The sequence below is a fragment of the Lentibacillus sp. CBA3610 genome (assembly GCF_013373365.1).
Classification (GTDB): domain Bacteria; phylum Bacillota; class Bacilli; order Bacillales; family Amphibacillaceae; genus Lentibacillus.
In genome coordinates this window covers 1,861,715-1,875,408 of sequence record NZ_CP035925.1, presented here as the reverse complement: position 1 = coordinate 1,875,408, position 13,694 = coordinate 1,861,715, and the positions used below count along the sequence as shown (strand labels likewise).

Sequence of the window (13,694 nt, the reverse complement as noted above, 5' to 3'; positions counted from 1 at the left end):
GGACGAAACAGATGGCACAGAAAACACTTATTGTTAGTTACAGCGACCAACTTCATAAATGCCATTTAATTGATGGAAACCCAAAGGAGATGACGGTGGGAGACGACTGGAATGATACGGTGACTTTTTCGACCCTCGGCCTCTCCATAGCCGTTATGTGGGATGGGGAAGAGTGTTATATTAATGACCAGTTACTGGAAAAGTATAAACAACTGACGGTGACTGATGACGATACTGTCAAATTCTATCTGACCGAAACAACAGATATACATATTTACGATATTGCTGGAAGGCATAGTATAACATTTGGGGCTCATGACTATGATGATGTTTCAATCACAGATACAAATGCTGACTTTATCCTGGTCCGGGAGCAAGCAAGACAGGGATTTCGGTTGGAGGTTTATGAGGGAAACGTATTTCATAACTTTTCGCTCGTAACGACTGATATTCATGTAGAATCTGGTGATCAGCTTTTCTTCGATGGTGCAGAGATACTGATTCATGAAGAAGACATACAGATCAATCCGTCATGGAATAGCCTGACATCCAAGTTAGTTCCGCTGGAAGAATCTGATGACCATTTTAGCCCTGAATATCCGGATTACCATCGTTCTCCGAGGATTATCCACCGGGAGCCGGAGGAAAAACGGACAATTGCCAAGCCATCCGGTAAACCAAACAAGCCAAGCGAGCAGCTGGCACGGAATATTGTGCCGCCACTCGTCATGATTGCAGCATTAGTTATTATTACGGTCATACAGCCAAGAGGTATTTTTATTATCGTGATGCTCGCTATGACTGTGACAACCATTATCTTTTCCATTACATCGTACATAAAAAATGTCAGGCAGTATAAAGCGGATATGAAGCACCGTGATAAAACGTATCGTGAATATCTGCAGCGCAAAATGAGGGAGTTATATCATGCGACAGAGGAGCAGCGTCATGCGCTCGTGTACCATTATCCAAATGTAGAGCAAATCCGGCAAATGGTGCTGCAGGTGAATGCACGGATATATGAAAAAACGATGTTCCACCACGATTTTTTGCATTTCCGAACCGGTCTGGGTGATATGGATACGAGTTTTGAGATTGATTTCAATGAAGAAGAGTTTACCCAGGATCAGGACGATTTGGTAGACGCAGCCCGGGATCTGCTGACGCAATTCAATGGGCTAAAAAATGTACCAATCGTAACATCACTTATGAATGGACCTGTCGGCTATATCGGCCAACGGGAACTTGTGCTGGAACAACTGCAGCTGCTTGCTATGCAAATAGGATTGTTTCACAGTTATCATGACGTACAATTCGTCACCATCTTCCCGGAAGATGAAAGGTCGGAATGGGAATGGATGCGCTGGCTGCCGCATGCAAGCCTGCAGGAGTTGAACGTGCGTGGGTTTGTTTACCATGAACGGTCACGGGATCAAGTTCTTCATTCGATATATCAGGTATTGAAGGAACGCCGGCATGTGCTCGATGAAAAAGAAAATAAAAATGAAAAAACATACTTTTCGCCACATTATGTCGTATTTATTACGGATGAAAAGTTGATTCTCGATCATACCATTATGGAGTTCTTCAATGAAGATCCGAGTGAGCTTGGTGTATCATTGGTATTCGTTCAGGATGTCATGCAATCCCTGCCGGAACATGTAACAACAGTCATTGATATCCGTGATCAGAAAAGCGGGAATATTATTCTGGAAGAGGGAGAACTAGTTAATAAAGGTTTTGTTCCGGATCATTTCCCTGCTGGTTTCAATAAGGAAGATGTTTCAAGGGGGCTTGCTCCGCTTAACCATTTGCAAAGCTTGAAAAACTCAATTCCGGAAAGTGTCTCCTTCCTGGAAATGTATGATGTTGAAAAAGTGGAAGAACTCGGTATTGAACAGCGGTGGACTCTGAATGAAACGTATAAGAGTATGGCCGTACCACTTGGTTTGCGCGGGAAGGATGATGTTGTCCAGCTTAATTTGCATGAGAAAGCACACGGTCCGCATGGATTGGTTGCAGGTACAACAGGCTCAGGTAAATCAGAAATCATTCAATCGTATATTATTTCGCTTGCTGTTAACTTCCACCCGTATGAAGTGGCCTTTCTATTGATTGACTACAAAGGGGGCGGTATGGCGAACTTATTCAAGAATCTGCCGCACTTGCTTGGAACGATTACAAACCTGCACCGGGCACAATCTCTGCGTGCTCTGGCTTCGATTAAAGCAGAGCTGCAAAAACGGCAGCGGCTTTTTGGTGAACATGATGTAAACCATATTAATCAATATCAGAAGTTGTATAAACAGGGTAAGGGGAGTGAGCCAATGCCTCATCTCTTTTTGATTTCGGATGAATTTGCTGAACTGAAGTCAGAACAACCCGACTTTATGGATGAACTGGTTTCAACTGCAAGAATTGGCCGTTCACTGGGGATACATCTGATTCTTGCCACTCAGAAGCCAAGCGGGGTTGTTGATGATCAAATTTGGTCCAACTCCAAATTCAAACTGGCTCTTAAAGTGCAAAATGAAAGTGACTCCAATGAAGTTCTGAAAACACCTGATGCAGCGGAAATCACGCTGCCTGGCCGTGCTTATCTGCAAGTCGGCAACAATGAGATCTATGAATTGTTCCAAAGTGCATTTAGTGGTGCGGATTATGTTCCTGATAAGGAAGATCATGAATATATCGATACAACGATTTATGCCATTAACGATTTGGGGCAGTATGATATTTTAACGGAAGATTTAAGCGGGCTGGATAAGAAAGAAGAAGTGGAAAGTGTGCCAACTGAATTAGACACCGTCATTGATTACATACATGATTATACAGAGGCACAACAGGTTGAACCGTTGCCGCGGCCATGGCTCCCGCCACTGCCTGAGCGGATATTTGCGAAAGACTTGCATCCGGTTGAGTTCAAAACAGCGTGGGCAGAGCCTAAGAAACCGCTCGAAGCAACGATTGGCATGCTGGATCAGCCCGAACTTCAAGCACAGGAACCGTTCACACTTAATCTGACGAAAGATGGCCATATTGCGGTTTTCTCAAGTCCGGGATACGGCAAATCCACCTTCTTGCAAAGTCTGGTGATTGATTTTATTTACCAGCATAATCCGGAACATTTACACATTTATTTGTTGGACTTTGGCACAAACGGCTTACTACCGTTAAAGAATCTTCCGCATGTAGCCGATACATTATTGCTGGATGAAACCGAAAAAGTCGGGAAATTAATCAGGTTGCTATCCAGTGCCATCACTGAGCGGAAAAGAAAATTAAGTCAGTATGGGGTTGCCGATATAGCCATGTATGAAAAAGCAAGCGGAGAGACGGTGCCAAATCTCTTAATTACAATTGATAACTATGATTCTGTCAAGGAAGCAGATTTTGGTGATGAGTTTGATAGATTAATCACTCAAATTGCGCGTGAAGGGGCTAGTATCGGTATTCACTTAGCAATCAGCGCAGGCCGGCAAAATGCCATGCGGATGCCACTTCTATCGAACATCAAACGACAAATGTCGCTGTACTTAATCGATGAGATGGAAGTCCGCTCAATTGTCGGCAAGACCGATCTGGAAATCGAGGAAATACTAGGCCGAGGCATCGTTAAATTTGATGATCCGGCTTTATTCCAAGCGAGTTTGCCTGCTGAAGGCAAGGAAGCTCTGGATATTATTGATGAAATCCAAAAACTTGCTAAAGAAATGGAAGAATACTGGGATGGTGACTTGCCTGATAAAATCCCAATGATGCCTGAAGGGGTCATTGATTTTGAAGCGTTCAGGGAAAACAGGAAAACAAAGGAATTGGCTGAAGAAAAACAGCTGCCGCTTGGACTTGAATTTGAGGAAGTGACACCACTTGCCTTTGACCCGATAAAATCCGGTTTTCTGACAGTCGTCAGTGACAGGAAAGATGGGCTTGATAAACTGACGAGTGCACTGGCGAAAAATATGACAATGCTTCAAGAGCCTTATCAAACCATGATCATTGATACAGCTGATAAGGCACTTGCTGACACAGGTGACGCAATGAACGCATATATATCTGAATCAGAAGGTCTGACAGCGATAAAGCGCGATATCATGGCAGAAATTCATAAACGTTTGAATGGTGATGACAACGGAACAAAATGGCTGATTCTCATTAGGGATTTAAAAGATTTTGCTGAAAGAAGTTTTCTGCTGGAAGAAGATTTGTCTGTCATATTTGAACAAGGCCCCAATGCAGGTGTTCACTTTATCATCTGTGGTGATTACGGTTATATTGGAACCAGTTTCGAACAGACGGCTAAATTCGTCCGGAAACTCTCAACAGTGGGCTTAATGAGTATGCGGCTTGGCGATCAGGATATCTTCAGCCAGCCGTTTATCCGAAAAGAAAAGTATCCTGATGCGTATGAATGCTACTATGCTATGGATCATGAACATATCAAACTAAAAGTACCGAAGTAAGGAGGGGTTAGATGACGTCACTCAGGCAGCTGCGTGATCAAAAAGTAACGGTGTTAGGAGGGATGGCTCACACGGAAAACAAGATTTCGAGCTTGGAAGATAAGATTTCGCGATTACGACAGGCTTCAAGTCAATTGGCAACAAATATCTCAGAATTGGAAACAATTAAAGGTTCTATTACTGGTTTGACGATAGATGCGGGAAGATGGAAGGGCGAGGAGGAAAGTGAGTTTGAAGAACACTACAGCAGCTATGAAGAAAGTGTGAAAAGTTACGTTTCCAAAACAGAAGATGCCAAAGATGCGATGGATCAGGACATTAAACGATATGAGGCAGATAAAGCGACATATACAACGGGGTTAAACAATCTCGAAAATACACTTGATTCGCTTGAAAGACAAATCAGTCAAGCAGCAGAAAGGGAGTGATATGATTGGCGGGAGAAGTTGGTATCAATATGGGGGTATTTCGATCGAATGTATCGAACTTAAGATCTTCAGCAAGTAGTATCGAAAGCAGTATTAAAACAAGCCGTTCGTTTGATAAGACAAATATTCAGCCATTTACGAAGGATTTGGAAAACACGATTAAAGCCATCGAATTGCTGCAAAAGTATAAAACGCTGCTCGATTCGGATATTGCCACTCTGGAATCTACAGGAGAGCAGATGCAGGAAAATGATGAAAGAATCGCACAAACAAATTCCGGTATAATGGGACCTCAGCCGACACGTTAATTGAGAAGGGGGATGTAAATGGGTCAAAAAGTGGATATATCGGAAGTCATTGAGTTTTCAGATGAGTTGAAAACAGCTTCGGAAGATATTAAATCAAATTTGAAAAGTGTTGAAGAAAGTATTGAGAGCATCAGTTCCATGAGTTCATTCTCAGGCAAAACCGCAAACGAGGCAAAGGCATATTTTGAGGATTTTCATAAAACAGTTTTAACGTCTTTCAATGGATTATTTACGGATCTTTATGACCATTTAAAAAAACATGTACAGTCATTTCAATCGCGTGTTGACTCAAGTGAATCCGCAATTATTGAAAGTGATTATTTAAATGAAACAGAACGGGACATAATTGATGACTACGATCGTTTAAGTGAGGAGCAGGATGGTGTCAGGGAAATCCTCAGCAGTGTATCTGATATTAGCAGTGCCAACCAGCCTTTTTCGTTCACCCTCGATGCTGATAAGGATGATGCTGTTAAAACGGTAACAGAATTAGAGGGAGAATTAGCCTCATTTACAAGTGAAGGAAAAGGGCTGATCTCACAGACGGAGGACTTGCTGCATCAAATTGAGGTAACGCTGAATAATGCCGGGGCTGTAAAAGGTGATGCGCGGTTTACTGATTACAAGGGTAATTCCACAACTGTTGGCTTAGCTGCTTTAAAGGATTATAATACAGAAAAGCGGGAAGCAATGATCGCTGAAGCCAAAGAAGCCAAGGACAAAGTGATTAAAGATATGAATGAACCCTCACAAGAAATATTAAATAAAGCTTATACCCAATTGAAAAATGGTAAAATTGACGAAACTGAATACTATAATCATCTGGCTGAGCTTAAAAAACTTCAAAATGAAACGGATCAGGATAAGGAAGTATCAGAGAATTTTATTAATTACGTTATGGATAACTTTGATGGAATTACGGATACATTTGAAGGAAATGCCATTGCGGGTGTCATTAAGCAAAGTATGGAGGATTATGGAAACGACTCATTAAGACGTGCTGATTTAGTTAAAGCTATGAATGCTAATAATCCTTCTCCTACTTCTAATTACTTAAAGGATATGGGGAACAAATTTAATAATGGTGGAAAGGCTATAAGTGGCTCATTAACAGCATTAACCATTGGGGTTGGAACGTACATTGATTATAAAAACACCGATAAAACTGTGGGAGAGGCGTTTACAAAGAATGCTGCTTCAGGGGGAGCAGGTTTTATAGCGAGTGCTGCAACAGCAAAAATTATAATGGGGGGAGCGCTTGTATCTAACCCAGTAGGATGGGCCGTAGCAGGCGGTGTAGTTGTAGGTACTGGTGTAACATGGACTTTCAATTGGGCATACGATAATAATTTCCTCGGCATACAAGATGGCGTAGATTGGGCAGGTCAACAGCTAGATAAAGCAGGCCAACAAATAAGTAAAGGTTGGGATTGGGCAACGGAAAAGGTTAGCGATGGTCTGGATTGGGCAGGTGAAGCCACTAGCAGTGGTTTGATTTCATAAATCTATTCAGCTAGTTCTTGGACTTATAAGATGGAACAAAACCATAAATTTGGGAGTGAAACTATGAATTGTAAGGCGCAAGGAGTTTATAAAAATCCAAGGTATAAAATTCTGACTGTTAATGATGAAAAATATGTCCTGGACATGGGAGGAAGATCATTTTGGAAAATTTTATTTCCTTTTGTCTACTGGATACTTCCGAATACCGCTTATAAAGTGAATGATCTTGAAATTATAGAAACTATAAAGACACCGGAAGTAGAACAAACAGATACAGGGTGGCTTAGTGTCTTAGGAGGAATTGTAGCAATAATTTTAGCGAATCTATTAAGGCCTTTGGCAAATGTTTTTAATATCCCGAGTTCTCCATTTGTAAATTCAATAATTGTTATGATTGTTTTATTATTAGTATTATCATTGTTTTTCTACATTAATCAGATGAGTAAAAGAAGGCTGTATCAAGTGGCGGATATTGAACAATATTCAGAGAAACGATTATGGATCCGGCCAAAGTCATATAAGCAATTTTTCTTCATATTCTTTGTCTATTTGTTTTTTCTGGGATTTACTGTTTTGGCCTATTCGGGATTTATTTACACAGGGGATGTAATGGTTCTTTTCATGGGAACTCCTGTATTGTTAATATTACTGTGTATTAATCTTGTAACTATCGTGGGCGATACCAGAGTGAGGTTTAAAGATGATAAAAAGGCAGTGATTTAGAGTTGAATTTAAAGGTGTGAACTGAGAAAGGAAAAGGTTAGTGATGGATTAAATACCTCATAAGTCTGAAGCTTCAGGCTATCAACCCATTCAGCTAGTTTTATGTACCTTTCAGGGTACCAAAAATAAAGTTCCTGAATAGGGGAGTGTGACCACTTAATGAATTGTAAGGTGCAAGGAGTATATAAAAACCTAAGGTACAGAATTCTGATTATTGAAGAAGAAAGATATATCTTGGACATGGGAAGCTCCTTTTGGAAAATTTTATTTCCGTTTTTTTACTGGATTCTGCCGAATACAGCTTATAAAGTGAAAGACCGTGAAATTATAGAAAAAATTAAGACACCTGGAGTAAAACAATCTAAAACAGCATGGGATGGTGTGTTGGCAGGAGTTGTCGGTGTGATTTTAGCCAATCTATTACAGCCTTTGGTAAATTACTTTGACGTTGAAAGTACCCCACTTGTTAATTCAATAATCGTAGCGATTACTTTATTAATTATACTATCAGTATTTTACTATCTAAATATTAGGAGTAAAAAAAGCTTGTCTAGAGTAGTTAATCTTGAACAATATTCAAAGAAACGATTATGGGTCAGGCCGCAGTCATTTAAGCATTTTGCCTTTATTTCATTTTTCTATTTATTTTTCCTAGGATTTACTATTCTGAGCTGGGGTGGGTTTATTCAATTAGCGAACGCAATAATCCTTTTTGCTGGAATGTTGTGCCTGTCTTTGGCGATATTGTGTATTGACGGTAGCATTAGGAGACAATAAAGTAGTATTAAAAAATGATAATAAGGCAGTGAGTTAAATTTAAAAGCTAAGGGATATAAGTAAAACTTAAGGGGGAGAATATTCATGTTACCAATTGGATCGATTGTATACTTAAAAGAAGTTACGAGTAAGTTAATGATTTTGAACAGAGGGCCAATTTTTCCGTCTGAGGAAACATAAGGCCAAGGAATATTGTATGATTACTGAGGATGTTTTCATCCTCAAGGCCTGGATCCCAATAATGCTTTTTATTTTAATGAAGAAAATATAGATGAAGTTGTTTTGAAGGTTATAACGATGCAGATGAAGAGCGCTTTCGGAAGATCTTCGATGACTGGATAGAAGAAAATAAAGCAAATATACAAAAGGGAACGGTTACAGGTCCGTTGGATAAGGATGAATCGATGAACACTAATCGAGGTTTATTCTGATAATTAATCTCGTATCACCTGTGGAACCGGGTAAATAGTTTAATACATAATATAAGTTTGCAAACCTTCATTTTTAAATCAGTTTCTTTGAAGATTATTCCAGGTGTTGGACAAATTAAATTTGGAATTTACCTGCAAACAAATTGTAAGAAATTGGTGCTATTGATAAGTCTGCATATGAATCTATGGCCTCAGGATCAGTGGATAAGAATTCAATTCCACGATTTTAACAGATTAAATGGTAAATGTCAGCGGTCCAAAAAATGTGTTGATAAAGAAACCTTCAATTTAAAAACGTACGATATGACTATGGAGACTTATAGAGAGAAAAATAACATCGAACAAACTCCGAGTATTCCAATTTTAATAAAGTGGATACGATAGAAGCACCAAAGAGCGTTAAAGACGAAGCCATCGTACAGTGAAAGAAATAGACATAAAACGTACAAATTCAATTGTCAGCTAAAGTTATTAAAATCGGTTTGGTATTAATATGAGCATATTTCGATTGAATGTATCGAAATTAAGGTCCTCGGGCGAGTATTGAAAGCAGTATTAAAGCCATTGAACTGCTGCAAAAGTATAAAACGCTGCTCGACTCGGATATTGCAACTCTGGAATCTACAGGAGAGCAGATGCAGAAAAATGATGAAAGGATTGCACAAGCAAATACTCATGCGCATGGTCCGTAGCCGATACGTTAATTGAGAAGGGGGATGTAAATGGGGCAAAAAGTGGATATATCGGAAGTCATTGAGTTTTCAGATGAGTTGAAAACAGCTTCGGAGATATTTAAATCAAAATTGAAAAGTGTGAAAGAAAGTATTGAGAGATTAAGCTCTATGAGTCATTCCTCAAAAACCGCAAATGAGGCAAAGGCATATTTTGAGGATCTCATAAAACGGTTAACGTCTTTCAATGGATTATTTACAGATCTTGATGATCATTTAAAAAAACATGTACAGTCAATCAATCGGTGTTGACTCAAGTGAATCCGCAATTATTGAAAGTGATCATTTAAATGAAACAGAAGAGGATGTGAATGATGATTACGACCGTTTAAGCGAGGAGCAGGAATCTGTCAGGGAGATTCTCAGCAGTGTATCAGATATCAGCAGTGCCAGCCATCCTGTTTCGTTTGCCCTTGATGGAATAGGATGATGCTGTAAAACGGTAACAGATTAGAGGAAGATTAGCCTCATTTACAAGTGAAGGAAAGGGGCAGATCTCACAGACGGAGGACTTGCTGCACAAATTGAGGTAACGCTGAATAATGCCGGGGCTGTAAAAGGAGATGCGCGGTTTACTGATTATAAAGGTACCTCCACGACTTTGGGATTACCTGCGTTGAAAGGCTATAACGCAGACAAGAGGGAAGCGGAACTTGAAAAAGCCAGAGAGGCCAAGGATAGTGCAATAAAGGACTTGAACGAACCTTCACAGGTCATATTGAATAGGGCATATACGTCTTTACAGAACGGAGAAATTGATAATGATAGATATTATCAGATTTTATCTGTTCTTAATAAAACAAAAGGTAATTTAAGTGAAGAAGAATTAAACGAAGAAGTACCCGAGGGTTTCGTTGACTATCTGAATGATCGTACGCAAATTGCTCGGGATTTAGGCGTCCAATTGGTGCTAGTATACTGCAACATAAAGGAAACCTGAATGTGAGGTGCTATGATTCAAGGATTTTAACGCAATATACAGGGCCCAAACGGACCTAGATCCTTTCAGATGGTTAAACCATCATCGCCAGTGCAGCCAAACCTTTTTTTAAGGCGATAGTTTGTTCGTACAGCCGGAAAAGCAGTAGGACGCGGATTTATAGATTAGGTTTTGGGATTGGGATGTATGATGACATGCAAATAATGATAAGACATTAGAAGCAACTACACATATGCGGAGCGACAGGAATAGGTGACGCGCTTAGCAACAGAAATCAGCACTCGCATCTATGGGGAGCAGTGGGTGTTTGCTAGTTGGTCGGGGCTGTCGGTGTGGCGAACAATTGGGTTTTCAATTATGTATGATATAATATAATTAGGCTCGGGATGGATTGGATGGCGGGTCAAATAATAGTGGTTTGAGTTGGAGGCAGGTGAAATTAGTGATGGCTGGGATTGGGCAGGCGATCATTAAGTAATTGGTGGTGAAGCATGGAGCAGTGGTCTTGATGCATATTAATCCATTTGCTAGTGACAATTTAACGTATTTGTGTGAGAAGCTGAGGCACATAAAAAATTGATATATTGGACCCCCCCAGAGGGATAATTCAATGGATGAGGGATTTACAAATTGAAGGATTGCAAGGTACCTGGTACAAAAAAAACAACATTCGATATAGAATTTAATAATTGATATAATCAACCTATATTCTGGATTTGGGCAATCTTTTGAAAGCTTTTTTTTCCTTTTTTTTTCATTTGGATGTTCCCAAACCGAGTTTTAAATAAATGATCAGAAACGATAAAAAGAGTGCTGAAAACAAAAAAAATAAATAGGAATTGTTGGATATTGGTGGGTGGCGTTTATATAGCTAATTTAAGACCATTGACAGATTACTTTGATATTCAAAGCCCAACCTTTACTAACTTGATCGTCGTTATGATTGCAGTCATACTCATATTTTCATTACGTTTTTATATAAACCATTTAAATAAGAAGAATCTCTATGAAGTTATCAATCTTGAACAATTAGCGTCATATCAATTATGGATCAGGCCAGAGTCAACCAAACATTTTTTTCTGGTTTTAAGTAACTTTTTAATATTTCTTGTATTTTCTGTACTGGGCTTTGTGGCATTTATTGAATTGCCCAATGTCCTGATATTATTTTTTTCAATGCTTATATTGTTATTTGTAACGTTTATTAATTTTATGACGGTAAAAGAAGGAAACACTACAGTGAAATTTAAAGGTGATAAAGAAGCGAGCTAACGTTAAATACGACAGAAACAAGTTATCATAAAAGACAATAGTATAATACTAATAGGGCCGTAAGCGACAGTGAGATTTAAAAACTATAAAAAAGTAGTTTAACCTTGAGTATAAAATGGAAGTTAAAAATCATAACATGAGGAGAGGAAAAATCAACTATGTTACCAATTGGATCAATTGTATACTTAAATGAAGGAACGAGTAAGTTAATGATTCTGAACAGAGGGCCTATTCTTCCATCAGAGGAAACAGAAGGTCAAGGAATATTGTATGATTACTCGGGATGTTTTTATCCTCAAGGCCTAGACCCCAATAATGTTTTCTATTTTAATGAAGAAAACATAGATGAAGTCGTATTTGAAGGTTTTAACGATGAAGATGAAGAACGCTTTCGAAAGGTCTTCACTGACTGGATGAAAGAAAATAAATCAAATATACAAAAGGGAACGGTTACAGGCCCGTTGGATAAGGATGAATCGACGAACACTAATCGAGGTTTATCCTGATAATTAATCTCGTATCACCTTAAAGTGGTACGGGATAAGTTATTTAATATAACATTTCCACTGTAGAATGCAAATCTATTATTGGAATTTTCTAGTTAGATTCTGGAGAAAGTTGCAACAGCAGTGCACGATAAAATGGTACAGTAAATTCCCATCCATAAAATAAAAGACATCAACATTACATAAAGAATTTTGATTAACCCTGCAGCTGTTGTCAAGATTAACATTCAATGGTGGAAAAACCTGGTATCATATAGTTTGTATAAATAAAAGAGAAAATCTGGTGAATTGCTTACGAAGCTCGGCTGCATTTTTTAATGGCTAAAGGAGTATTCATGTGAAATACAGAGATCGATTAGTAAAGCAAGAAGCTAAAAAGTATAGAAAATTTCTTGAAACATTTGACATTAACCCTGGCTCTTATCGAATTAATAATCACGAATATTTTTTTGTGAATTATTCTAAATGGAAGCAAATCACGGAATGTGCTGTGGTTTCTCCAGATTCCACGGCTTATAGAGATGAGTATTTGGAAGCGTTTGATGTATTGTTGGAATATGCACTATTAACATCATGGATTTTTACATATGGCGGGGCAAGTTCGAATGCCAGCACGGAAGACTTTACTTTATTAAAAAAATTTTTTTCGAATGTTTTAGATGAACCTGGAGACCATTTATCTCAAGACACCAGAAATACCTTTAACTTTTGTCTTGAAAGAGCCAATATAATGTTAAGCCTGCAGGAACGTATTGTCGAAATATATAGCGATTTTGAACAAAAATATCAAAAGTTTCATGATGGAAATGAGGAAAATTTTACAAAACGAGATGTTGAAGAAGCAGTCAACTATTACGCGGAAATAAGCTATTTACAATTTAGACAGGTAACAGCAATGAATGAATGTATACCGAAATTTAAATACATAAAAGAATTAAAGAGCCCTGCCGTAAAAAAACATAAAAATATAGCTGTCAGGAGATATTTGACTCAATATTCAAAAGAACAGCCTAAAGATCATGAATTTGCCACATACCAACGTGACATGGAAAAGTTAACAAAAGAAGAGCACATAGAAGCTAAAAAAGAGCATTTTTATGAACACTTAGCGGAAAGGAACCCATCAATAAGGAAGAACCTGAGACACCCTGAATAATATTGAGATACCCTGATTTAAATTAATCAGCACTTATAAAAGAGGAGGAGTACAACATGAAGCGTGTTTTATTGTTATTTCTAGCAGGCCGGTGATAAGACTATTTAGATCAAGAAAGCAGAAATGTTTATGGTTATTATGTGCTGATGGATATGGATTCCGTATTATTTGAAATATTCCCGATTGTTATACCAATGATAGTCCTTTTTTGGCGGCGTTGCAAACAGTTGTATATGCGCCCTTTCTCTATTAGAACATATCAAGCTTGAAAAAGATATTTTTTATAAAAATCTAGCAAAAATAAATGCTTCGTTCGACTTTAATTGAAGAAGGACTTAATGTTCAAAAAAGATCTTAATCTCAGGGAACGATTGAAGGTATTATAGGTTTGTTTTATTGTAACACATGTTTTTAATATTACTGATTCCTTTGCAGCACAAAATCCATACGCTAGTG

12 protein-coding genes and 1 pseudogene are annotated in these 13,694 nt (G+C 38.5%); all 13 read left to right on the top strand.

What is annotated here, in order from left to right:
• Positions 1-11 precede the first annotated feature (11 nt).
• The 13 genes and pseudogenes from essC (at position 12) to Len3610_RS09455 (ending at position 13,238) form a co-directional block, all read left to right on the top strand.
• Entirely contained in the window at positions 12-4,463 is a 4,452-nt protein-coding gene (gene essC / locus Len3610_RS09515) for a type VII secretion protein EssC (RefSeq protein ID WP_176447739.1), read from the top strand.
• A gap of 11 nt (positions 4,464-4,474) precedes the next feature.
• A complete protein-coding gene (locus tag Len3610_RS09510) occupies positions 4,475-4,891 on the top strand; it encodes a YwqH-like family protein (RefSeq protein ID WP_176447738.1) in 417 nt (138 codons plus the stop codon).
• 5 nt (positions 4,892-4,896) lie between these two features.
• The gene (locus tag Len3610_RS09505; RefSeq protein ID WP_176447737.1) at positions 4,897-5,199 is read left to right on the top strand and encodes a TIGR04197 family type VII secretion effector; all 303 of its coding nucleotides are present in this window, start codon (positions 4,897-4,899) and stop codon (positions 5,197-5,199) included.
• An 18-nt stretch (positions 5,200-5,217) separates the two neighbouring features.
• On the top strand, positions 5,218-6,702 hold the full coding sequence (locus tag Len3610_RS09500) for a T7SS effector LXG polymorphic toxin (RefSeq protein ID WP_176447736.1): 1,485 nt from the start codon (positions 5,218-5,220) through the stop codon (positions 6,700-6,702).
• A 30-nt stretch (positions 6,703-6,732) separates the two neighbouring features.
• Complete coding sequence (locus Len3610_RS09495) at positions 6,733-7,425, top strand: DUF443 family protein (RefSeq protein ID WP_255259856.1); 693 nt, start codon at positions 6,733-6,735, stop codon at positions 7,423-7,425.
• Between the two features lie 159 nt (positions 7,426-7,584).
• Positions 7,585-8,202 carry a DUF443 family protein gene (locus Len3610_RS09490; protein WP_176447735.1) on the top strand — a complete coding sequence of 206 codons (618 nt, stop codon included), beginning with the start codon at positions 7,585-7,587 and terminating at the stop codon, positions 8,200-8,202.
• A gap of 84 nt (positions 8,203-8,286) precedes the next feature.
• Positions 8,287-8,633, top strand: a pseudogene (locus Len3610_RS09485) (DUF4176 domain-containing protein).
• A gap of 722 nt (positions 8,634-9,355) precedes the next feature.
• Positions 9,356-9,616 carry a T7SS effector LXG polymorphic toxin gene (locus tag Len3610_RS09480; protein ID WP_176447734.1) on the top strand — a complete coding sequence of 87 codons (261 nt, stop codon included), beginning with the start codon at positions 9,356-9,358 and terminating at the stop codon, positions 9,614-9,616.
• On the top strand, positions 9,591-9,794 hold the full coding sequence (locus Len3610_RS09475; RefSeq protein ID WP_176447733.1) for a hypothetical protein: 204 nt from the start codon (positions 9,591-9,593) through the stop codon (positions 9,792-9,794). Before Len3610_RS09480 ends, Len3610_RS09475 begins: the two co-directional genes overlap by 26 nt.
• 186 nt (positions 9,795-9,980) lie before the next feature.
• Positions 9,981-10,304, top strand: a complete 324-nt coding sequence (locus Len3610_RS09470) for a hypothetical protein (protein WP_176447732.1) — start codon at positions 9,981-9,983, stop codon at positions 10,302-10,304.
• Positions 10,305-11,105: 801 nt separating this feature from the next.
• Positions 11,106-11,576 (top strand): DUF443 family protein, encoded by a 471-nt coding sequence (locus Len3610_RS09465; RefSeq protein WP_303700383.1) that lies wholly within the window; start codon positions 11,106-11,108, stop codon positions 11,574-11,576.
• Positions 11,577-11,734: 158 nt separating this feature from the next.
• Entirely contained in the window at positions 11,735-12,082 is a 348-nt protein-coding gene (locus Len3610_RS09460) for a DUF4176 domain-containing protein (RefSeq protein ID WP_176447730.1), read from the top strand.
• 337 nt (positions 12,083-12,419) lie between these two features.
• Positions 12,420-13,238, top strand: coding sequence for a hypothetical protein (locus Len3610_RS09455; RefSeq protein ID WP_176447729.1), 819 nt, complete (start codon positions 12,420-12,422; stop codon positions 13,236-13,238).
• Positions 13,239-13,694: the final 456 nt, after the last annotated feature.